The sequence below is a fragment of the Halosolutus amylolyticus genome, assembly GCF_023566055.1.
Taxonomy (GTDB): Archaea; Halobacteriota; Halobacteria; order Halobacteriales; family Natrialbaceae; genus Halosolutus; species Halosolutus amylolyticus.
This window is the reverse complement of record NZ_JALIQP010000001.1, coordinates 913846-934481: the sequence shown is the minus strand read 5'-3', so window position 1 is coordinate 934481 and position 20636 is coordinate 913846. Positions and strand designations below refer to the sequence as shown.

At 67.1% G+C, this 20636-nt stretch carries 20 protein-coding genes; 13 read left to right on the top strand and 7 right to left on the bottom strand.

Annotated features, from left to right (window positions below; translation table 11 throughout):
* The first annotated feature begins 61 nt into the window (after positions 1-61).
* From MUN73_RS04505 to MUN73_RS04475, 7 genes are all read left to right on the top strand, one after another.
* The gene (locus tag MUN73_RS04505) at positions 62-1126 is read left to right on the top strand and encodes an ATP-binding protein (protein ID WP_250139249.1); all 1065 of its coding nucleotides are present in this window, start codon (positions 62-64) and stop codon (positions 1124-1126) included.
* A 205-nt stretch (positions 1127-1331) separates the two neighbouring features.
* Positions 1332-2099, top strand: coding sequence for a DUF7310 family coiled-coil domain-containing protein (locus tag MUN73_RS04500; protein ID WP_250139248.1), 768 nt, complete (start codon positions 1332-1334; stop codon positions 2097-2099).
* Positions 2096-2560 (top strand): DUF7311 family protein, encoded by a 465-nt coding sequence (locus tag MUN73_RS04495; RefSeq protein WP_250139247.1) that lies wholly within the window; start codon positions 2096-2098, stop codon positions 2558-2560. The genes MUN73_RS04500 and MUN73_RS04495 overlap by 4 nt, the downstream gene beginning before the upstream one ends.
* Positions 2561-2591: 31 nt before the next feature.
* Complete coding sequence (locus MUN73_RS04490) at positions 2592-4517, top strand: type II/IV secretion system ATPase subunit (RefSeq protein ID WP_250139246.1); 1926 nt, start codon at positions 2592-2594, stop codon at positions 4515-4517.
* 3 nt (positions 4518-4520) lie between these two features.
* Positions 4521-6236: a type II secretion system F family protein gene (locus tag MUN73_RS04485; protein ID WP_250139245.1), complete on the top strand. Its 1716-nt coding sequence runs from the start codon at positions 4521-4523 to the stop codon at positions 6234-6236.
* 231 nt (positions 6237-6467) lie between these two features.
* Positions 6468-7343, top strand: coding sequence for a transcription initiation factor IIB (locus tag MUN73_RS04480; protein ID WP_250139244.1), 876 nt, complete (start codon positions 6468-6470; stop codon positions 7341-7343).
* 157 nt (positions 7344-7500) lie between these two features.
* Positions 7501-8793 (top strand): DUF7125 family protein, encoded by a 1293-nt coding sequence (locus MUN73_RS04475; RefSeq protein WP_250139243.1) that lies wholly within the window; start codon positions 7501-7503, stop codon positions 8791-8793.
* Between the two features lie 156 nt (positions 8794-8949).
* Here MUN73_RS04475 and MUN73_RS04470 read toward each other — a convergent pair whose 3' ends face one another.
* Both MUN73_RS04470 and MUN73_RS04465 read right to left on the bottom strand, forming a co-directional pair.
* A complete protein-coding gene (locus MUN73_RS04470; protein WP_250139242.1) occupies positions 8950-9648 on the bottom strand; it encodes a MinD/ParA family ATP-binding protein in 699 nt (232 codons plus the stop codon).
* On the bottom strand, positions 9645-10010 hold the full coding sequence (locus MUN73_RS04465; protein WP_250139241.1) for a DUF7857 domain-containing protein: 366 nt from the start codon (positions 10008-10010) through the stop codon (positions 9645-9647). Before MUN73_RS04465 ends, MUN73_RS04470 begins: the two co-directional genes overlap by 4 nt.
* A 163-nt stretch (positions 10011-10173) precedes the next feature.
* On the opposite strand from MUN73_RS04465, the gene MUN73_RS04460 reads away from it, so the two are divergent.
* On the top strand, positions 10174-11187 hold the full coding sequence (locus MUN73_RS04460) for a type II glyceraldehyde-3-phosphate dehydrogenase (RefSeq protein ID WP_250139240.1): 1014 nt from the start codon (positions 10174-10176) through the stop codon (positions 11185-11187).
* A 176-nt stretch (positions 11188-11363) separates the two neighbouring features.
* Positions 11364-11762, top strand: a complete 399-nt coding sequence (locus MUN73_RS04455; protein WP_250139239.1) for an Hsp20/alpha crystallin family protein — start codon at positions 11364-11366, stop codon at positions 11760-11762.
* Between the two features lie 42 nt (positions 11763-11804).
* Here MUN73_RS04455 and MUN73_RS04450 read toward each other — a convergent pair whose 3' ends face one another.
* The 3 genes from MUN73_RS04450 to MUN73_RS04440 form a co-directional block, all read right to left on the bottom strand.
* Positions 11805-12677, bottom strand: a complete 873-nt coding sequence (locus MUN73_RS04450) for an ATP-grasp domain-containing protein (RefSeq protein WP_250139238.1) — start codon at positions 12675-12677, stop codon at positions 11805-11807.
* 362 nt (positions 12678-13039) lie between these two features.
* On the bottom strand, positions 13040-13570 hold the full coding sequence (locus MUN73_RS04445; protein ID WP_250139237.1) for a 50S ribosomal protein L16: 531 nt from the start codon (positions 13568-13570) through the stop codon (positions 13040-13042).
* Positions 13571-13733: 163 nt separating this feature from the next.
* Positions 13734-13964: a MarR family transcriptional regulator gene (locus MUN73_RS04440; RefSeq protein WP_250139236.1), complete on the bottom strand. Its 231-nt coding sequence runs from the start codon at positions 13962-13964 to the stop codon at positions 13734-13736.
* Between the two features lie 568 nt (positions 13965-14532).
* On the opposite strand from MUN73_RS04440, the gene MUN73_RS04435 reads away from it, so the two are divergent.
* The 3 genes from MUN73_RS04435 (at position 14533) to MUN73_RS04425 (ending at position 17752) form a co-directional block, all read left to right on the top strand.
* Positions 14533-15741, top strand: a complete 1209-nt coding sequence (locus MUN73_RS04435) for a site-2 protease family protein (RefSeq protein ID WP_250139609.1) — start codon at positions 14533-14535, stop codon at positions 15739-15741.
* Between the two features lie 179 nt (positions 15742-15920).
* Entirely contained in the window at positions 15921-16949 is a 1029-nt protein-coding gene (locus MUN73_RS04430) for an ABC transporter ATP-binding protein (RefSeq protein WP_250139235.1), read from the top strand.
* The gene (locus MUN73_RS04425; RefSeq protein ID WP_250139234.1) at positions 16949-17752 is read left to right on the top strand and encodes an ABC transporter permease; all 804 of its coding nucleotides are present in this window, start codon (positions 16949-16951) and stop codon (positions 17750-17752) included. The genes MUN73_RS04430 and MUN73_RS04425 overlap by 1 nt, the downstream gene beginning before the upstream one ends.
* Positions 17753-17764: 12 nt before the next feature.
* On the opposite strand, the gene MUN73_RS04420 is transcribed toward MUN73_RS04425, so the two are convergent.
* Positions 17765-18577, bottom strand: coding sequence for an alpha/beta hydrolase (locus tag MUN73_RS04420; protein WP_250139233.1), 813 nt, complete (start codon positions 18575-18577; stop codon positions 17765-17767).
* A gap of 62 nt (positions 18578-18639) precedes the next feature.
* Complete coding sequence (locus MUN73_RS04415) at positions 18640-19656, bottom strand: NADP-dependent oxidoreductase (RefSeq protein WP_250139232.1); 1017 nt, start codon at positions 19654-19656, stop codon at positions 18640-18642.
* 174 nt (positions 19657-19830) lie between these two features.
* Here MUN73_RS04415 and MUN73_RS04410 point away from each other — a divergent pair, with 174 nt between their 5' ends.
* Positions 19831-20538, top strand: a complete 708-nt coding sequence (locus MUN73_RS04410; protein ID WP_250139231.1) for a carbonic anhydrase — start codon at positions 19831-19833, stop codon at positions 20536-20538.
* Positions 20539-20636: the final 98 nt, after the last annotated feature.

The following is a 20636-nucleotide window of genomic DNA, read 5'->3' as shown; positions in this document are numbered from 1 at the left end:
CCGCCTTCTGACTTAAATGTTGGACCAAAGGTTCAAAAACGAAGGCGGGTCGAAGGTCGGTGTGAGCTTCGTAATCGGACGCGGTGACGACGTAGAGAGCGGGCCCGTCGGCCACCTCGGTGCCTACCGGGCCCGCGACGGGAGCGAGGGGGCGGACCTGCACCTCGACTTCGACGGGCCGCACGCGATGCTGATAGTCGGGAAGCGGGGATACGGGAAGTCCTACACGATGGGCGTACTCGCCGAAGACCTCGCGCGGGCCCACGGCGTGGCGCCGGTGATCGTCGATCCGATGGGCGTGTTCGACACGCTCGCGGAGACGACGCCCGGCGAGGGCGTTCCGGCGACGGTGATCGACGACCCGGCGGTCACGCCGTCGTCGCTGGATCCGCGATCGTGGTGTTCCCTGCTCGGGCTCTCCCCGGAGAGCGGTGCCGGGAGCCTGGTCTGGGGGGCCGCACAGAACGAATCGACGATGGACGGGATGCGCGATCACGTCGAATCGAGCGACGCCCCCGATACCGACAAACGCGCGGCGGACAACCACCTGCGGCTCGCGGAGGCGTGGGGCGTCTTCGACGCGGACGGGATCGACGCGGCCGAACTCGGCGGGGGAGAGGTGACGATCGTCGACGTCTCCGGGCTCGATTCTGCGCCGATGAACGCCGTCTGTCGCGGCGTCGGGGAAGCCCTGTACCGCGCACGCGTAGACGAGACGATGGATCGGCTGCCGTGGCTGTTGCTGGACGAGGCCCACACGTTCTTCGGGGGGGTTGCCGCACCCGCGCTCCGGACGATCCTGACCCGGGGGCGTGCCCCCGGCGTGAGCCTCGTCTCCGCGACCCAGCGCCCGAGTGCGGTCCCGGAGGTGGGCATCTCCCAGTCCGACGTCCTGCTCTCCCACCGGCTGACCTCCCAGGACGACCTCGACGCGCTCCAGGCGGCCCAGCCGACGTACATGAACGTCTCGCTGTCGGACGCCGATCGGCTACCGGACGAGCCCGGCGAAGTCGTCATCATCGACGACGCGACCGAGACGATCCACTCGGCACAGGTCAGACCGCGGGACACGCCCCACGGCGGTGACAGCCCGAGTGCGAGCGACGTCGTCGTCGCGGACGATTGATACGGTCTGTTGTGATTCGTTACCGGTGATCGCCCGACCGGGGCGGCGGTCACCGGTAACACGGTACAACGATCCGTATGAGAGGATCTGCCGAACCGAGGTACCGTGCAACCGCGACCGTCCTGCGATCGCACCGGATCCGGGGCCTGGACGGGCGGCACCACCGGAGGTGATGTTTAAATACGATGAGTCGGCCACACCCGGCATGAGCGACATCGAGCGGATCGAGCAGCGACTCTCGGCGGTCGAGCGGGCGGTCGTCGACGGTGACGTCGCACTCGACGAACTCGCCGATCTCGCGGCCCTCACCCGGGATCTCGAACGGCTCGAGACCCGGCTCGAGGAACACGAGCGGCGGATCGCAGAACTCGAGGGATCGGTCGACGCGGTCGACGGCTTCGTCGGGAACGTCGAGTCGGTCAACGAGGGGGTCGAAAAGCAGGCCGACGCCGCGATCGCCGCCGTCGATCGACTCGAGTACCGGATCGACGACCTCGAACGGGCGCTCGAGGGCCGTGAGACCGTCGATCTCGGCGGTGACGACGGGACAGCCGGGGTGGACCGCACGGAGACGGACCCGCCGGCACTGGAACGCGCCGGTGACGACCACCCCTCGGGCGGCAGTACCGGCGGAACGGAGCAGGCGCGGGGGATCGGCACGCGCCGAGCGGGGCCAGAGAGTGCCGCGGCGGACGACGGCCCCTTCGGCGAGACGGCGGACGCGGAGGGGACTGCCGGGAGACTCCTCGAGGGGGCGACCGACGAGTCGGCGTCCGGGAGCGGCGACACGGCGGACGGGACGGCCAGCGGGCCGGCCGTCCAGCAGGCGATCGAACGACGGCTGTCGGGATCGGACGCGGAGGAGGTGACCGAGGACCGCGACCCGGCCAGTGACGACGCGACCGAGGCGGGAGACGGTGACGAGGACGACTCGTCCGGCCTGTTCGCCTCACTTCGCGCCCGGTTGCCGTGATCCGATACGTCCTCGCCGCGATGCTGACGGTGGCGCTCCTGGCGGTCGCGATGCCTGCCGTCGACAGTGGAGCCAGGATGAACAGCGAGCGCCAGCTCGACGCGGGGATCGCGGCCATCGACGACGCCGCGACCTCGCTGGCGGACAACGAGGAGGTGACCCCCCAGGGCCATCCCGATCCGCAGCGCGTCGTCGAGGTGACGTTCCCCGAGAGTACGCTGACCACGAAAGGGGTCGACCACTTCGAACTCGTGCCGCACGAGAACGGGAGTTACACGCACGCGCGCTACGTGCTCGAAGACGGGACGACCCGGGAGGAGGTCGTCGACGAGAAAATCGTCTGGAACGATCCCGAGGGTAACGAGACGACCGAACTCGGCGGGACCGGGGAGCAGCGCCTCGCATTGCTCCTGCTGGAAGACGAGGACGGCGACCCGATCGTCGTCGCCCGGCGTGTATAATTTTAAACCGGAACGGGCTGCCAGTATCGACATGTCTCAGGACGGGGTGGCGAGTACCCTTCGATCGGTCATCGACGAACTCGGGCTCGGCTATCTTCTGGACGACGACGAACCCGACGGGCCGTGTGCCTGCCGTGTCTCCTTCGAGGACGGGCTGCTCGTCGTCGACGCGGGCGAGTGCGATGGTGACCTCGCGACGGCGGCGGTGTGTCGGCACACCGTCGTCGACGCGCTCACGGACCGCGAGGCGACGGGCATCGTCACGCGATCGAACGGCATCGAACGACGGTACGGCGAACGAGGCGTCGAACTTCTCGGTGCGGCCGGTCGGTTCGTCGAACTGCTGGGTGATCGCGACGAGCGACTCGCCGCGGCCGCCGCGCAGGATCCCCTGGAGGTGGCCGCGGAACTGGAGACCCAGATCGGGCCGGTCGCGGACATCGCAGTCGAGTCGGGGCTCGACGCGGTCGCGCGCGGGATCGACGGCTACGGATCGGCCCTGACCTCGACCGTCGGCCTCACCATCGGTCACTACTTCATCGACCAGGGGATCGACGAGGACGCCAGGCTCCGGGACGTGCAGTCGCTCGAAACGGGGAGCGAGGCGCGGATCTACGCTCGGACGGACAGCGTGCCGCTGTACGCGCTCGACGTGGTAGACAGGACGCTCTCGGAGACCGAGCGAGGGTATCTCGTCGAGGGGTACGAGGCCATCGCGGAGGGATACGTCGAGGGCGATCGCGCGGCGTCCCGGGCGATCGAGCACGCGACCGACGAATCTGCCGATCCGCTGTTGACGAAGATCCTCTCGAAACACACGAGCGGCTACGGAATCCTCGAGGATCTGTTCGCGGATCCGCGGGTGACGGACGTCTACGTGACCTCCCCCGTATCGCGGAACCCGATCCGGGTCGTCGTCGACGGGGAGTCGATGACGACGAACGTCCACCTGACGCCGGACGGGGCACGAGCGCTCGCCTCCCGGGTCCGCCGGACCAGCGGGCGGGCCTTTTCGCGGGCGAACCCGACGGTCGACGCGACGGCCGCCCTCGAGAACGGCACCGGGGTCCGCGTCGCCGGCGTCACCGATCCCGTCGCGGAGGGGGTCGCCTTCGCGTTCCGCGAGGAGGCCGACGACAGGTTCACGCTGCCCGGCCTCGTCGCGAACGGCACCATGCCCGCGGCGGTCGCGGCGTTCCTTTCGGTGGCGATCGAGCGCAACGCCGCCGCGCTGATCGCCGGCACCCGCGGGTCGGGGAAGACGACGCTGCTGGGCACCCTGCTGTACGAACTGACGCCGGACACCCGGACCGTCCTGATCGAGGACACGCCCGAACTTCCGGTCGACCCGCTCCAGTCGGTCGATCGGGACGTCCAGGCGCTCCGGACCGGGTCCGGCGACGGCCCGGAGATCTCGCCCGCCGAGGCGCTCCGGACCGCGCTCCGTCTCGGCGACGGGGCCCTGGTCGTCGGGGAGATCCGGGGTGAGGAAGCCCGCGTCCTCTACGAGGCGATGCGGGTGGGTGCGAACGCGAACGCCGTGCTCGGCACGATCCACGGCGACGGCGCGGACGAGGTCTACGAGCGCGTCGTCTCCGATCTTCGGGTCGAACCGTCCTCGTTCGGAGCCACGGACCTCGTCGTGACCGTCCAGGCCTACCGGACGCCGACCGGTCGCGAGCGGCGGGTCGCCAGGATCGAGGAGGTGATCGCCAACGGCGACGATATCTGGTTCGAGTCGCTGTACGAACTCGACGGCGACGCGGCCGCCCCGACCGGCCGGATCGATCGCGGGGAGAGCCGGATCGTCGAACGACTCACCGGGCCCGAGGAGGAGTACGCCGACGTCCGGGCGGCGGTCGCCGAACGCGCCGATGTGCTGTCGAGACTGGCCGACGACGGGCGAACGAGTCCGCGGGAAGTCGCCGCGGTGTACGCCGATCGGGGGCGCGAGTGATCGATGACCCTGTCGACCGCCCTGATCCGGAACCTGGCCGCGCTGTATCCCGACGACGTCGAGGGGAGCGACGACCTCGTGGACTCGCTCTCGTTCGTCGACTCGCCACACGACGACGAGACGATCGTTCGCGCGGGGTACGGGGCCGGCATCGTCGGTGCGCTGGTACCGCTCCCGCTGTTGCTGACGCCCGCCCCGCTCTCGTTCGTCCTGTTTTTCGTGCTCGTGACGCCGGTCGCGGCGATCCAGGCGATCCACTCGCTCCCACACCTGCAGGCGGCGTTCCGCCGGACGGAGGCGCTGGGCGACACGCCGAACCTGATCGGGCGAGCCGTGTTGCGAATGCAGGTCCAGCCGGCACTCGAGAGTGCGGTCCGGTTCGCCGCGGAGACGGGCGACGGACCGCTGTCGGACAGCCTCGACGCGCACATCGATCGCGCGATGGGGACCTCGGACGCGGGGCTGTTGTCGTTCGCCGAGGAGTGGGCCGAGTGGTTCCCCGCACTGCGCCGGTCGGCGCATCTGCTCGCGACCGCCCAGGACGCGCCGGAGGCCGAGCGAGTCCGAACGCTCGATCGATCGCTCTCGGCCGTCCTCACCGGTACGCGCAACCAGATGGCGGACTTCACCGCCTCGATTCGGGCCCCGACGACCGGACTGTTCGCGTTCGGGATCATGATCCCGCTGGCGCTGATCGCACTCGTTCCCGCCGTTCCGGTGGTCGGCTTTTCGGTCAATATCTGGATCTTCGTCTTCCTCTACAACGTCGTCCTCCCCGGAAGTCTCGTCGTCGCAAGCCTCTGGATACTCGTCCGGCGACCGGTCGCGTTCCCGCCGCCGAAGGTGAGCCACGACCACCCCGACGTTCCCGATCGGCTCTGGCTCCGTGGCCTGTGGGGCATCGTCGCGGGTGGAAGCGGCTACGCCGTCGTGACGATGGTCGGTCCCACTCATCTCGCGCCGATCGTCGGCCTCGGCCTCGGCCTCGGCGCCGGCCTGCTCGCGATCTTCGGGCCGATCCTCGAGGTTCGACACTACGTCCGCGACGTCGAGGAACACCTCACGGACGCGCTCTACATCGTCGGCCGCCAGGTCGCCGAGGGCGAGTCCGTCGAATCGGCGATCGAACTCGCGGCCGAACGGGTCCCCGCCGAGACGGGCGAGGTGTTCGCCCACGCCGCCGGCGTCCAGCGGCGACTCCACACGGGCGTCGAAGAAGCGTTCCTCGGCGAGTACGGGGCGCTCAGGGACGTCCCGAGCCCCCGGTCCCGGGGGACGGCCGCCCTGCTCGCGATCGCCTCCAACGAGGGGAAACCGGCGGGACGGGCGATCGTCTCGATGGCCGACCACCTCGAAGAACTCGAGGAGGTCGAGGGCAAGACCAAACGGAGCCTCGAACAGGTCACGAGCACGCTCGACAACACGGCGGCGTACTTCGGGCCGCTGGTCGCCGGGGCGACCGTCGGAATGGCCGCGATGATCTCGACCGAAGATATGATGGGGGCCGCCGACATCGATGCCGCGGCGTTCCCGGCCGAGTCACTCGGCATCGTCGTCGGCGTCTACCTCGTTCTCCTGTGTTTCATCCTGGTCCCGCTCTCGCTCGCGCTCCGGTACGGGATGGACCGGGCGCTCTTTGGCTACCACATCGGTCGAGCGCTCGTCTCGTCGATGGTGCTGTACGCCCTCACCGTCAGCATCATCGAGATCGCGCTGTAACGACGGGGATCACTCGGCCGGTGGACGGATCCGGGGACGAGGCGAAGCGACCCGGTTCGAACTCGCCCACGGGGACCACTCGGGACGGTAAAATGTCGGAACACGTCCGTAACTGTACCACCGTAACGTGTGAGAGAATATAATTGTCCTAATATGTTATCTTTTGTCTTCTCCAACAAGATTTAAGAAGAGAAAGGTATGATAGCTAACAGAAACTGTTGGGGGGGAGCTATGGAAGGTCGAACACGTGCGAACGGCTGTGACGAGTGTGGTGGACGCATTCGCGTGTCGGAAACCGAGATCGTCTGTGAGGACTGCGGGCTCGTCGTCGACGAGGACAGTCTCGATCGGGGCCCGGAGTGGCACAACGCGGACGAGGAGTCCGATCGACGCCGGACCGGGGCCCCGCTGGAGCGGTCGCGCCACGACAGGGGCCTGTCGACCGAGATCGGGTTCGGAACGGGAACGGAGGTGACGGGGAACCGCCAGCGACAGCTGGTCCGGATGCGCCGCCAGCACAACAGGGCGCGGTTCTCGTCGAAAGCGGAACGAAACAAGGCCTACGGGTTCACCGAGATCCGTCGGCTGGTCTCCTCGCTGTCGCTGCCGACCGCCGTTCGCGAACAGTCCTGTACGCTCTTCGAGTCGGCACAGCACGAGAACCTCCTCTGTGGACGATCGCTCGAGGGGTTCTCGGCGGCGGCGGTGTACGCGACCTGTCGCGTCCAGTCGATCGCACGGACGATGGACGAGGTCGTCGAACGGGCACGCGCGGAGAAGAACGAACTCAAAGCGGCCTACGACGCGCTGAACCGGGAGCTCGGACTGCCGGTGGGCCCGATCTCGCCGGTCGAGTACCTGCCGCGGTACACCTCCAGACTCGATCTCGAGGCTGACGTCGAGAACCGTGCCCGGGAGTACGCGACGTGGTTGCTCGAGAGCGGGCGCATGGGCGGGAAGAATCCGAGCGGGGTCGCGGCCGCCTGTATCTACCGGGCAGCCTACGATCACGGGGTCGACGTCACCCAGACGGACGTCGCCGACCTCGCGAACGTCTCCCGGATGGCGATCCGATCGACGGCGACGGAACTGAAGAACTACGGCTGAAGGGGACGCCGGACCGGAGGTACCGCAGGGGCAGGTAGATCGCCGGACCGGTGAGCGGAACCCGTAGAATCCGCCATCGATCGATCACGAGCGACAGCGCTGGCGATCGCGACAGCGGCGTGTACAGGTTCAAAAAGGAGGGCGCACCAATCCCGACATGATCGCCATCGCCGGTGCGAAAGGCGGGTGTGGGAAGACGGTAACGACGCTCGGCCTCACCGAGGGGTTCGCGCGAACGGGGACGCCAGCCGTCGCGATCGACGCCGATCGGCAACTGCCGAACCTGCACGTGATGGGGGGCGTCGACCGCGAGCCGACGCTCGCCGCGTTGACGGCCGACACGTCCGTTCGAGCGGTCGCACAGACGAGCCCGCGCACGTCGAGTGCGGGGATCGTCCCGGCACCGAAATCGTCCGACGATCTCGACTTCGAGGCGGCGTTCGAACGAGCGGAGGTCGACTCGGTACAGACGATCGTCGACTGTCCGTCGGGAGCGGGGCCGGACGTGGTCGAACCGCTGTCGGCGGCGGACGGCGTGATCGTCGTCACGACCGATAGCGACCGGAGCCTCACCGCCGCCGAAACGACGGTCGAGATGGCGCGTCGACTCGGCGTGCCGGTACTCGGGGCGGTGCTGAACAGGTGCGACGAGGTGCCAGCGGCGGTCGAGTCGTGGGTCGACGTCCCCGTTCTGGGCGTCGTCCCGGAGACCGAATCGCCGCTGACGGACGGGGACGCGACGACGGCCTACGAGACGATCGTCGAGACGCTCCAGACGCGAAACGCGACCGATCGGACGCCGCCGGAGTACGACGACGACCTGCTCCAGATCGGAACCGACGCCCTCGATCGGCGACTGGGCGGCGGTCTGGCACCCGGTTCCGTCGTGGGGCTGACCGCCGAACCGGCGAGCCAGTCGGAGCAGTTCTGCTACGAGGCGACCGCGCCGCGCGGGACGCTGTACCTCTCGACCGAGCGGACGGCGGCGAACGTCAGCCGAGCGATCGAGTCGGCGTCGGTCGAGACCGGGAATCCGACGATCCGTCACGTCGGCGGGGCGACGGCGCTCGAGGACGCGACGGAAATGATCGAGAAGCTCCCCGACGGCGCGACGCTCGTCGTCGACCCGGTCGACCCGCTGGAGCGCCACGACCGGTTCGAGTACGTCAGCTTCCTGAACGAACTGAAAGAACGAATGGTCGAGACCGGTAGCGTCGCCCTGCTACACTGCTTGAACGGGTCCGATCGGCCCGCGAACCGATCGGCGACGGTCCACGCCGTCGACGCCGTCTTCGACCTGCATACGGTCGCGCCGGGGCTCGGGACGGACGTCGAACACTACCTCTCGATCCCGAAGTTCCGCGCCGACAGTACGTTCACGGAGACGATCGAACTCGACTTCGAGGGACCGAAACCGGTACCGATCGAAACGGGAGCCGAGTCGGACTGAGCGACCGGTCCGACGATCGGCAGGTCGATCGAAACGGGAGCCGAGTCGGACTGAGCGACCGGTCCGACGATCGGCAGGTCGATCGAAACGGGAGCCGAGTCGGACTGAGCGACCGGTCCGACGATCGGCAGGTCGATCGAAACGGGGGCAACGGAGTTAGAGCACGCCGATCCGGCCGGAGAGCCGTCGTTCGCACCGTTCGATCGCGCGGGCGACGGTCTCGAAGGCTTCGATCGCCGCACAGTCGGGGTGGACGTCACGGACCGGTCGCCACTGTGCCATGGCCTCGTCGACGGCCGGGCGCTCCTCGATCACGGCCGTCGTGGCCCCGAGTTCCCGTTCGACGCGGGCCGCGAGCGACTCGTTCTCGCCCGAACTGGCCCTGTTGAGGACGACCGACGCGATCGGCGTGTCGAGATCGAGGGCGACCTCTCGGACCCGGAGTGCGTCCACGAGCGCGGGTTCGGTGGGCGTCGTCACGAGCACCGCGACGTGGGCACTCTCGAGCTGGATGCCGACGTCGCGTGCCAGCCCCGCCGGACAGTCGACGACGACGCGGCCACACTCCCGCTCGAGGCGATCGACGACGCGTGTCAGTTCCGTCAGATCGGCCGCGCGGGCACCGGCGAGGGTGCGACCGCAGGGGAGAAATCGGACCGGGCCGATCCGCTCGACGGCCGCGAGCGGGTTCGCACGTCCCGCGAGGACGTCGTGGAGGTCGGGGCCGTTCCCCCGAGGAAGATCGGCCGTCGCGAGGTCGGCGTCGACGACCACGGCGTCGAGTTCCCGTCCGAGGTTCAGTGAGACCGTCGACTTGCCGACGCCGCCCTTCCCGCCGGTGACGGCGACGATCATGGCCCCGGCGTGAGCACGTCGCTGGTCGGCGCCCACTCGTCCAGCGTGGCGAGCACCTCGTCGGCCGTCCGCTCCGTATCGTCCGATTCGCGGGCCACGTCGACGATCTCGACCGGCGGGTCCGTCGGCGCTGCCGGACTCGCGAAGCCGACGCCGCGACGGTGCCCCGGTTCGACGGTCGCTTCCCAGACGTCGTCGCGCCACTCGGGTGCCGTGACCCCGTCCCGTCGGGGCGGCCACGTCGGCCCGTCGAGACGGCTCTCGAGACGGACGCGCTGTGGCGTCGTCTGCGTGTTCGTGACGGTGGCAGTCACGAACGTCACCCCCTCACGCCTGTCCGTTTCCCAGTCGACCTCGACCATGCCCGTCTTTCTGGGCGCGATATCGTATAAAGTTCAACACCGGTACCGGCGATTCGAGAGCGGCCGAACGTGTACGAGAACCCGCGTAAAACTCTCCTGCGAGTTAAAATCGATCGCGAAGCCTCGAAACGGTTATCCCCCTCGGTAGTGGACTCCCCGATACATGATTCAGGTCGCCGTCAACGGCTACGGGACGATCGGCAAACGCGTCGCGGACGCCGTGCGACAACAGCCCGACATGGAGGCCCTCGGCGTCGCGAAGACCCGCCCCAACTTCGAGGCCGAAACGGCCGTCGAGAAGGGGTTCCCGCTCTACGCGGCCGTCGAGGAACGTGCGGAACTGTTCGCCGAGGCGGGGCTCGAGATCGCCGGCCCGGTCGAGGACCTCGTGGCCGAGGCCGACGTCGTCGTCGACGCCACGCCGTCGGGGATCGGTGCCGAGAACAAATCGCTCTACGAGGAGTACGACACGCCCGCGCTCTACCAGGGCGGCGAAGACGCCGACGTCGCGGACGTCAGCTTCAACGCCCGATCGAACTACGAGGACGCGACCGGGGCCGACCACGTCCGTGTCGTCTCCTGTAACACGACCGGGCTCTCGCGGGTGGTCGCTCCCCTGCGGGAGGCCTACGGCGTCGAGAAGGTCCGCGCGACGCTCGTCCGTCGCGGCGGCGACCCCGGCCAGACCTCCCGGGGCCCGATCAACGACATCCTGCCGAACCCGGTGACGATCCCCTCCCACCACGGGCCCGACGTCGAGACCATCTTCCCGGACCTCGACATCGACACGCTGGGGATGAAGGTGCCCGCGACGCTGATGCACATGCACAGCCTGAACGTCACCCTCGAAGAGGAGGTCGACGCCGCTGACGTCCGCGAGTTGTTCGCCGAGGAATCGCGCCTGTTCCTGATCCCCGAGCGGATGTCGATCGACGGCAGCGGCAAACTCAAGGAGTACGCGCTTGACGCGGGTCGCCCGCGGGGAGACATCTGGGAGAACGCGATCTGGGAGGAGTCGATCTCGACCGTCGGCCGGGACCTGTACCTGTTCCAGGGCATCCACCAGGAGAGCGACGTCGTGCCGGAGAACGTGGACGCGATCCGGGCCGTCCTCGGCGCGGCCGACGCCGCGGAGAGTATCGAGACGACGAACGAGACCCTCGGCGTCGGACTCTGAACTGCCAGGATCCTGTCACGGATTCCGGCGGACCGGAATCGATCCCGCCGACGAGACTCGCGATCGAACGGAATCGATCCCGCCGACGAAATCCGTGACGGAGTCGTCGATCGGACCCGCCGATAACAACTAGCGACGACAGAAAGTTTTTGCACCACGGTCCACTAGTGACGAGCATGCGCCGAGACGACCGCGACGAACCCTTCGACGATCTGTTTCGCGAGATCGAGCGGATGATGAACGAGATGATGAACGGGGCCGACAACGTCGACTTCGAGTCCTCGAGCAACGTGGACAACGGCTTCGGGATGGACACCCACGTCTCGATCCACGAGACCGACGACGAGGTCCGTGTGGTGGCGGACCTCCCGGGCGTCGAGAAGGACAACATCGAACTCGAGTGCGACGGTAAGACCCTGACCATCTCCGCGGAAAGTAGCCACCGCCAGTACGACGAACGCGTCTCGCTCCCGAAACGCGTCAACGAACACACCGCCGCCGCGACCTACAACAACGGCGTCCTCGAAGTCGTCTTCGACCCGGCCGAACAGTCCTCCGGAATCAGTCTCGAGTAACGCAGTCGCGTCGCGGTCGCAGTCCCGTCGTTTCGACTCCAACTACCGCTCCGAAGCCGTGCGTATCGCCCCTGCCAGCCGATCGTAGAAGTCCGGTTCGTACTTCGTGGCGGTATCGATCGTCGGCCGGGCGTTCGTCTCGTTGACCACGACGGCGTCGTCCGTCACGAGGAGGTCGACGCCGAGGAACGGAATCTCGAGTTCGGCCGCGACGGCCGCGGCGATTTCGCGCCACGCCGCGGGGAGGTCGACGCCGGTCGCCTCGGCCCCGCGGTGGACGTTGTGTTTCCACTGGCCCTCCCGTACCGCGTCCTCGGGGAGGCGACGCTCGACCGCCCCGACGTACTCGCCCTCGACCAGCATCACCCGGTAGTCGGTCGCGTCGGGGAGGTACTCCTGGACGAGAAACGATCGATCGCCGGTGGCCCGGTAGTCGTGCACCAGCGAGAGGTAATCACAGATGCCCAGAAAGGAATCGAGGTCGTGGGCCTTCGCCACGCCCACCCCGCGAGTCGTCGAGTTCGGTTTGACGACGACCGGCGGGTCGAACCGATCGAAGACCCGCGCGAGTTCGTCCTCGCCGACGTCGTTCGAGACGTACACCGACTCCGGCACCGGAAGCCCGGCCCGATCGAGTCGCGCGATCACTTCGGCCTTGTTCCGCGACGTGAGTACGGCGTCGCGATCGTTGAGCCACGGCACGTCGAGAATCGCGTCGCCCACGCCACCCTCCATCATGCGACCCGGGTAGACGAACCCGACGTCGTAGTCGTCCGCCGACCACGGGGCGTCCTCGCCCAGCGGCACCGTCCGCTCGCTCAGGGGGACGTGGTGGGCCCGGATGCCCCGATCGGACAGCGGCTCGCGCATTCGCTGGAACGTCTCCTGGTCGTTCGCGACCGCGAGATCGATCATACCCGGGACTCGGGATGGGAGGGGCAAAAAGCTATAGTAGCCACTGAAAGTCAATGCACACCTGATCGCAGGACAGCTTTGCGATCAGTGTGTAAATCGTTTCAGTGGCTACTATAGTCGAGACGCGTGGAGACAGCGCAGGACAACGGCCGGGAGCACGGCTCGAGCAGACGCGAGAGGCGCGCGATCCGGGGAAAGGCAGGCGATCATACCGTCACCGATCGCGAGCGATCGCAGAGAGCGAGCGGGCCGACGACTGATGTGAACGAGTGACTACCAGGAACGAGTGAGCGGAAAGAGGCTTTTAATCGAATTTTTGCCGAGGGCGCGGCTTCGCCGCGCCCACAGAGCAAAACTTCGTTTTATGCGATCAGTTTCTCTTCGCCCTTCTCGACGACGACGCGGCACGGCGGCGTGATCTTGTTGTAGGCGCGGCGGAACGCTTCCTTGGCGTGTTCGGCGTCGTCGACGTCACACCAGACAGTGAAGATGCGATCGCCGGCGTCGATGCGGGCCGCGGTGCCCACGATCTTCCCGAAGGCCTGGCGCATCCCGTCGGAAACACGGTCCGCACCCGCACCCGTCGCCTGCTTGTTCTCCCGGATGACGTGGTGGGGGAACTTGCGCAGGATCATCTTGTAGTTGCCCTCGCCGGCGTTCTTGAGCATGTGCCGGTTGGCCGAGAGACGGGAGGCCTCGAGCGATCCGTGACGGATCTGGACCTCCTCTTCGGTGACGAGGCTGATCTGGACGGGGTAGTCCTCGGGGTCGGCCCCGATGTCGCCCATCTTGTGCTGTGCGATCTTCGATCCGGGGATTCCAGTAATGTATTCGCGGCGCGTGTAGGCCGGCTTACTGATCTCCCGGTACATTGAGGCGGGTTTGTCGGACATGGTTGTGGTTACTTACGAAAACGGAGGCCTACCGTTCGGATAAAGGCTTCGAAGCGCCGCGTCGCCGTGTGGGGCGTCGACAGGGGGCCGAACCGGGCCGCGATCGGATCGGGGTCACGGTCGATCGCCGACCGGCGGTCTCCAGCCGGGAGCCGCGATCGATTCACTCGATCGGGACGTACGTCTCGCCCTCTTTCGCGACGAGGCCCTGCTTCGAGAGCGACGCGAGAACACTCAGGATCGCGATCTTTTGCATCGCCAGCGTCTCCTTCAGGTCGGCGACGGTCGAGCCCCCGGTCGCGTCGAGATAGAGGTAGACGAGTTTCGCCTGCGGCGAGTCGAGTTCGGTGGGAAGGCGGTCGAGGTGGTCAGTTGCGAGTTCTTGTTCCATCATCGTACCCGCATCGACCACGATCTACCGTATAAATCTATGTAGCATCACGTGGATATTGGCTAGAGGATATAATTGTGTTAATATGCATTGAGAGCAATTATCACAGGCTCGTGACAGGACACCGCACGGCATGAGGAAGGAGTATTATAGCTGTAAAGGCTTTAGCTATCGCCCTTTCCATCGTTACGTATCGGCAACACGATCGAGGGGAGCGATCATCCGGAGGCAGTTCGGAGCCGAGTATCGGCGATAACAATCAGTAACGATCGTGATGGATACGGCGTTTCGAGAGCATATAAAGAATATTATTACACGATTTGAAACATCACGATCGTTTTCGAGAACGAACGGGCGGAAATCGCCCGACAGCGGTCGGCCACGCCCCCCGATCGGCGATCGTGGCGATCGCAGCGTGGTGACGGCCCCAGACGTTTCGAGAACGAGCGGAACGGGAAACGGCGTGATAGCGACTACGATACTGACCGGCGGTACTGGCGGCGTACGGAGTGGCGTCCCCGGCCGTGGCAGCAGCGTGTTTAAGGTTCCGCCACCGATAGCATTCGACATGATGAAGAGTTTCCGGATCGGGTCCCTGTTCGGCATCCCGATCAAACTCGACCTCACGTTCTTGCTGGTCCTCCCGCTGTTCGCGTACCTCATCGGGGCCCAGATCGAAGACGTCGCCGAGATTCTAAACGAGTTCCTCGCCGCGGGGATCGACGTCGGATCCATCACGGCCGGATCGATGCCGTGGGTCCTCGGGTTCGCCGCCGCGGTCGGCCTGTTCGTCGGGGTCGTCCTCCACGAACTCGGCCACTCGCTGACCGCCCAGCGGTACGGGTTCCCGATCGACTCCATCACCCTCTGGCTGTTCGGCGGAATCGCCGCCCTCTCGGAGATGCCCGAGGACTGGCGAAAGGAGTTCACCATCGCCATCGCGGGCCCGATCGTCTCCGTGCTGGTCGGGATCGGATCGTTCGCGCTCTTTTCGGTGACGCCCGAGTCACTCGGCGGTCCGCGGTTCGTGCTCGGCTATCTCGCCGTCCTGAACGTCGCGCTCGCGATCTTCAACATGATCCCCGCGTTCCCGATGGACGGCGGCCGGATCCTCCGGGCGCTGCTCGCCCGCGGACAGCCCTACGCCAAGGCGACCCAGCAGGCCGCCAGCATCGGGAAACTGTTCGCGATCTTCATGGGCCTGTTCGGCCTGCTCGCGTTCAACATCATCCTCATCGGCGTCGCCTTCTTCGTCTACATCGCCGCCTCGAGCGAGGCCCAGCAGGTGACGATGAAAGCCGCCTTCCAGGACGTCACCGTCAGCGACATTATGACGCCCGCGGTCGATCTCCACACCGTCGAACCGGACACGACGGTCGCGGACCTGATCCAGCGGATGTTCACCGAGCGTCACACCGGCTACCCGGTCATCGACACCTCGATGGGCGACGAACGACTCGTCGGCCTCGTGACGCTGACCGACGCCCGCGAGATCGACCCCGTCGAGCGCGACGCTTTCACCGTCGCGGACGTGATGACGACCGACCTGAAGACGATCACCGCCGACTCGGACGCGATGACCGCGATCGAGCGCATGCAAAGGGACAACATCGGACGACTGCTGGTCGTCGATCGGGGGGACGATCGGTTCGGTTCGCAGGCCAACGAGGACGGCGACCTCGTCGGGCTGATCTCGCGATCGGACCTGATGACGGCCCTGAACATCGTCCAGGAGAGCGGTGCCGAGAACCTGACCGGACGACCGCGGGCCGCGGACTGAGACGGATTGCTGGACCGAGATACCGGCGCAACCGCAGACGCGTCGCGGGTGCGTCGGAACTGACGGACGGCAGTCCGTACGAGCGTCGTCGCCCCCGGAACTGTACACGCTCGCCACGACCCACACCGCGAGTTCCGAGTCCGACATCGTTAACCGCGGGCGGGGCCGACTCCCGGCCGATGCCACCGGCCATCGAGACCGTCGATCTGGTGAAGGAGTACGGCGATCTCCGCGCCCTCCAGGAGCTATCGTTGACCGTCGAGGAAGGCGAGTTCTTCGGCCTGCTCGGCCCAAACGGGGCTGGGAAGACGACGTTCATCAACACGCTGGTGGGTCTCGTCCGCAAGACCGGCGGCGAGGCGCGGGTCTTCGGCTACGACGTCGAGGACGAGTACCAGCAGGCCCGCGACGCCATCGGGCTCGCGCCACAGGAGTTCAACGTCGATCGCTTCTTCCCGATCAAGGAGGTGCTGATGCACAAGGCCGGCTACCACGGGATTCCGACGGCGGAGGCCGCCGATCGCGCCGACGAGGCCCTCAAACGCGTCGGGATCTACGACAAGCGCCACGAGCGGTTCGACTGGCTCTCCGGCGGGATGAAGCGCCGACTCCTGCTCGCGCGGGCGCTCGTTACGGACCCCGATCTGCTCATTCTCGACGAGCCGACTGCGGGCGTCGACGTCCAGCTTCGTCACGACCTCTGGGAACTGGTGACCGAACTCAACGAGGAAGGGACGACGATTCTTCTCACTACGCACTACATCGAGGAGGCCGAACGGCTCTGCGATCGCGTCGCGATCGTGAACGAGGGTCGGAAGGTGACCGTCGCGACCCCGGACGAACTGAAAGGACGCGGGACCGACACCGTCGACGTCCGCCTCGAGTCCCCGCCGGCGACCGCACCCGACCTCGGCCCGTACGCACACGAAACGACGCTCTCGGGCGATCGGCTCGAGGTCCGCGTCGACGACGGCGGTTCGACCGCGCCGCGACTGCTCAACGACCTCGAGGCGAGCGGATACGAGATCGCCGACCTCGAGATCTCTCGAACGTCGCTCGAGGAAATCTTCGTCGATCTGACCGAGCGTGACGATCGGACCGTCACCCGGTCCTCGGTGGAGAGCGGGGACGATAGCGACGGGGACGGCGGTCGTGACACCGCGACGAGCGGCGAAGAACGGACGCGAGAACAGGAGGGGGTCGCCTGATGCTGTCGGTCGGCTTCCGCGCGCTCTTCCGGCGCGAAGTCCTGCGGTTCGTCCGTCGGCCCAAGAACACGTTCATGCCGCCGGCGATCACGAACGTGCTGTACTTCGCCGTCTTCGGGGTGATCCTCGGCAACCGGATCGATCAGATCGCGGGTTACGACTACATCCTCTTTATCGTCCCCGGGCTCATCGTACTGGGGGCGATCTCCAACGCCTTCGAGAACGCCTCGTTCTCGATCTTTCACGGCCGGTGGAACGAGTACATCCACGAGACCCTGACCTCGCCGCTGTCGTACGCCGAGATGGTCGTCGCCTACGTCGGTGCCAGCGCGGTGCGGGGACTCGTCGTCGGCGTCATCATTGCCGCCGTCGGGCGGCTGTTCGTACCGATCAGCATCGAGCACGGCCTCTACCTCGTCGCCACAATGGTCGTCGTCACGGCCCTGTTCGCCGGGTTCGGTATCGTCGGCGGCCTCGTCGCCAGGGACTTCGACGACCTGACCGTGATGAACCAGTTCATCCTCCGGCCGCTGGTGTTCTTCGGCGCGGTCTTCTACTCGCTCGAGACGTTCGAGCAGGCCTGGCAGGTGAACCTCTCCCTGCTGAATCCGATGGTCTACATGGTCGACAGCGTCCGGTACGGCCTGCTGGGCTACTCGGACCTGATCGCTGTCGGCATCCTGCCCGGTCCCTACACCGAGTTCGCGCCGCTGGTCTCGCTCGGCGTACTCACGGCATGTACCGTCATCGTGCTCGCGATCGACGTCTACCTGTTCCAGACCGGGTACGGACTGACCGACTGAAGGGCGGTCCGGTCAGCCGGCCAGTCGGACGACGTCGTCGCGAACCGAGAGCAGCGACGCGAGATGGTCGGCGTCGACGCCGTGGAACGCGACGCCGGCACGATCCTCGTACGCCGTTCGAACCGGACCGATCGGGACGTTCTCGTCTGCGCTCCCGTGCCAGACCCGTACCGGACCATCGACGTCGGGTGACGGCAGCGTCCAGTCGCCGGCCAGCGATCGACTCTCGCGGACCGCGCCGGAGGGGCCGGACGCCAGTCCGGCACGGAAGTCGCCACCGACGACGCGCGCGACGCCGTCGTCGACGGACTCGTCGGTCAGTTGGTCGACGACGAAGCCGTCGCCGCGGACCCGAGCGACGAACGTACCGACGCGAAACGCGACCCCGAGGAGTCTGGGAAAGTCGACGAGCCTCCCGAACGGACCCTCGCCGGACCCCGGGACCGGTGCTCCAACCACGCCGACGGCAGTCACCCGCTCGGAGAGCCGATCGGCCGCTGCCAGTGCGTAGGGACCGCCTCCGGAGAAGCCGGCGACGGCGACGGACTCGAGGCCGAGCGCCTTCACCAGCGCTTCGCAATCGGCCGCCCAGGTCGCCGGCGTCCCGTCCGGGTCCGGATCTGACCGTCCGTATCCTGGCCGACTCGGTGCGATCACGCGAACGCCCCGTTTTCGGGCGGGTTCCCCGAGCAACGCGCCGAGTCGGGACGAACCGGGGCACCCATGGTGAAAGACGAGCGGAGCGCCGTCGGGATCGCCGTACGTCGCGTACGCGACCGTTCGATCGTCTACGACCGTGATCGTCTCAACGTCAGTCCCAGTCATCGAGAACACCACTCACCAGTGACGGACGTCGTGTCGGGCCCCTGAAATAGTTCCCGTTCCGGTCAGTCCTCGTACTCGGCGACCTCGACCAGTTGCTTCCCGACGTTCTCGCCCTCGAACAGGCCCATGAACGCGTCGGGCGCGTTCTCGAAGCCCTCGACGACGTTCTCGCGGTAGTGGAGGTCGCCCTCGCGGACGAACGTCGAGAGCCGATCGAGGGCCTCGCCCCAGCGGCCCTCGTAATCGCGCACGAGGAACCCTTCCACGCGGGCGCGGGACTCGATGAGTTTGCCGAGTTTGCGGGGACCGGTCGGCACCTCGGTCGCGTTGTAGATCGAGATCTGGCCACAGACCGCCACGCGCGAGCGGACGTTCAGCAGGGGCCAGACGGCGTCGGTGATCGGCCCGCCGACGTTGTCGAAGTAGACGTCGATCCCGTCGGGACAGGCCTCGGCCACCGCCCCCGCGAGGTCGTCCGTATCTTTGTAGTTGATCGCGGCGTCGAAGCCGAGGTCGTCGGTGAGCCACGCGATCTTCTCGTCGCTCCCGGCCGTGCCGACCACGCGCGCGCCGTTGAGTCGGGCGAGCTGGCCGACGACAGAGCCGACCGCGCCGGCCGCGGCGGAGACGACGACCGTGTCGCCGGGCGTCGGTTCCGCGACGTCGAGCAGGCCGAAGTAGGCCGTCACGCCCGGCATTCCGAGCACGCCGAGCGCCGTCGAGACGGGGCCGTGATCGGGGTTCACCTGCCGGAGGTCGTCGCCGTGTGCGACTGCGTGTTCGGCCCACAGGAGTTCGCCCGTGACGACGTCGCCCGCCTCGAGACCGTCGTAGCGCGACTCGACGACCTCGCCCACGACGCCCGCCTTCATCGGGTCGCCGACGTCCCACGGCTCCGCGTAGGACTCCGCGTCGCGCATCCGCCCGCGCATGTACGGATCGACCGACTGGTAGAGCGTCCTGACGAGCACCTCGCCCGGTCCGGGCTCGGGCCGATCGATCGTGACGAGGTCGAAGTTCTCGTGGGTGGGTTCGCCGACGGGACGGCTCTCGAGTCGCCACTGTCTGGTGGTCGCCATACTCGGTCGTCGCGTCCCGCACAGGTGAAGATTGGTATCCCGGAACCCGATCGCCTCGGGCGACCCATGGGACGGGGCGGCGGTTCGATCGGATCACGGCCGCGACGATCGGGAACCGTCGCGAAACGTGAGTGAAAAGTAACGCCTTTGAATCCGGTGCGTGGAGAGTCCCGTATGGGCACGGACCACGAGGAGAGCGTCTTGCACGAGTTGCTCGCCGGGAACGAGCGCCACGCCGACGGGCTCCCGGAAGACCACTTCGCGGCGGTTCAGGACGGGCAGGAACCCGAAGTCGTGTCGATCTGCTGTTCCGACTCGCGGGTCCCGCAGGTAGGCATGTGGGACGCCGACGAACCGGGTACGGTGTTCACGCCGAGCAACATCGGGAACCAGGTCTGGGACGAGATCGACGGCGAAACGGTCGTCAACGGCGGCCTGCTGTACCCGATCCACCACGCCGGAACGGAGACGGTCGCCGTCGTCGGCCACACCGGCTGCGGCGCGGTGACCGCCGCCTATGGGGTCGCGACCGGGAGCGATCGTCCCGGACCGCAGGGCGTCGACAAGTGGGTCGACCTGCTCGTTCCGGTCGTCGAGGACGCCATAGAGAGCGGCACGATCGATACCGACGCGGACGACGAGACGGTGATCAACCGACTCGTCGAGTACAACGTCGATCGGCAGATCGAGTTCCTCCGGGACGCCGAGGACGTCCCGGCAAACGTCGACGTCTACGGCTTCGTCTACGACTTCCAGGGCGTCTACGACGACGAGTACGGCCGGGCGTACCTCGTCAACCTGAACGGCGAGACGGACCCCGATCGGATCGCCGATCGACTCCCCGAAGCGTACGAGCCGGCGGTTCGCAGGCTTCGTTCCTGAGACGATCTACTGGATCGAGTTCCCCGACACGACCGCAGAGCGGTTCGCGGTCGTGTCGAAACTGAGGTACGGCGGTCCGTTCATCGGATTCGATCCGG

Bases quoted from the DNA above. Each gene is read 5' to 3' on its own strand.
- MUN73_RS04480 (WP_250139244.1), top strand. From the start codon at position 6,468: ATGGAAGGTCGAACACGTGCGAACGGCTGTGACGAGTGTGGTGGACGC.
- MUN73_RS04445 (WP_250139237.1), bottom strand. From the start codon at position 13,570: ATGTCCGACAAACCCGCCTCAATGTACCGGGAGATCAGTAAGCCGGCC.
- MUN73_RS04485 (WP_250139245.1), top strand. From the start codon at position 4,521: ATGACCCTGTCGACCGCCCTGATCCGGAACCTGGCCGCGCTGTATCCC.
- MUN73_RS04415 (WP_250139232.1), bottom strand. From the start codon at position 19,656: ATGGCGACCACCAGACAGTGGCGACTCGAGAGCCGTCCCGTCGGCGAA.
- MUN73_RS04425 (WP_250139234.1), top strand. From the start codon at position 16,949: ATGCTGTCGGTCGGCTTCCGCGCGCTCTTCCGGCGCGAAGTCCTGCGG.
- MUN73_RS04430 (WP_250139235.1), top strand. From the start codon at position 15,921: ATGCCACCGGCCATCGAGACCGTCGATCTGGTGAAGGAGTACGGCGAT.
- MUN73_RS04435 (WP_250139609.1), top strand. From the start codon at position 14,533: ATGAAGAGTTTCCGGATCGGGTCCCTGTTCGGCATCCCGATCAAACTC.
- MUN73_RS04410 (WP_250139231.1), top strand. From the start codon at position 19,831: ATGGGCACGGACCACGAGGAGAGCGTCTTGCACGAGTTGCTCGCCGGG.
- MUN73_RS04420 (WP_250139233.1), bottom strand. From the start codon at position 18,577: ATGACTGGGACTGACGTTGAGACGATCACGGTCGTAGACGATCGAACG.
- MUN73_RS04440 (WP_250139236.1), bottom strand. From the start codon at position 13,964: ATGATGGAACAAGAACTCGCAACTGACCACCTCGACCGCCTTCCCACC.
- MUN73_RS04475 (WP_250139243.1), top strand. From the start codon at position 7,501: ATGATCGCCATCGCCGGTGCGAAAGGCGGGTGTGGGAAGACGGTAACG.
- MUN73_RS04455 (WP_250139239.1), top strand. From the start codon at position 11,364: ATGCGCCGAGACGACCGCGACGAACCCTTCGACGATCTGTTTCGCGAG.
- MUN73_RS04500 (WP_250139248.1), top strand. From the start codon at position 1,332: ATGAGCGACATCGAGCGGATCGAGCAGCGACTCTCGGCGGTCGAGCGG.
- MUN73_RS04470 (WP_250139242.1), bottom strand. From the start codon at position 9,648: ATGATCGTCGCCGTCACCGGCGGGAAGGGCGGCGTCGGCAAGTCGACG.
- MUN73_RS04490 (WP_250139246.1), top strand. From the start codon at position 2,592: ATGTCTCAGGACGGGGTGGCGAGTACCCTTCGATCGGTCATCGACGAA.
- MUN73_RS04465 (WP_250139241.1), bottom strand. From the start codon at position 10,010: ATGGTCGAGGTCGACTGGGAAACGGACAGGCGTGAGGGGGTGACGTTC.
- MUN73_RS04450 (WP_250139238.1), bottom strand. From the start codon at position 12,677: ATGATCGATCTCGCGGTCGCGAACGACCAGGAGACGTTCCAGCGAATG.
- MUN73_RS04460 (WP_250139240.1), top strand. From the start codon at position 10,174: ATGATTCAGGTCGCCGTCAACGGCTACGGGACGATCGGCAAACGCGTC.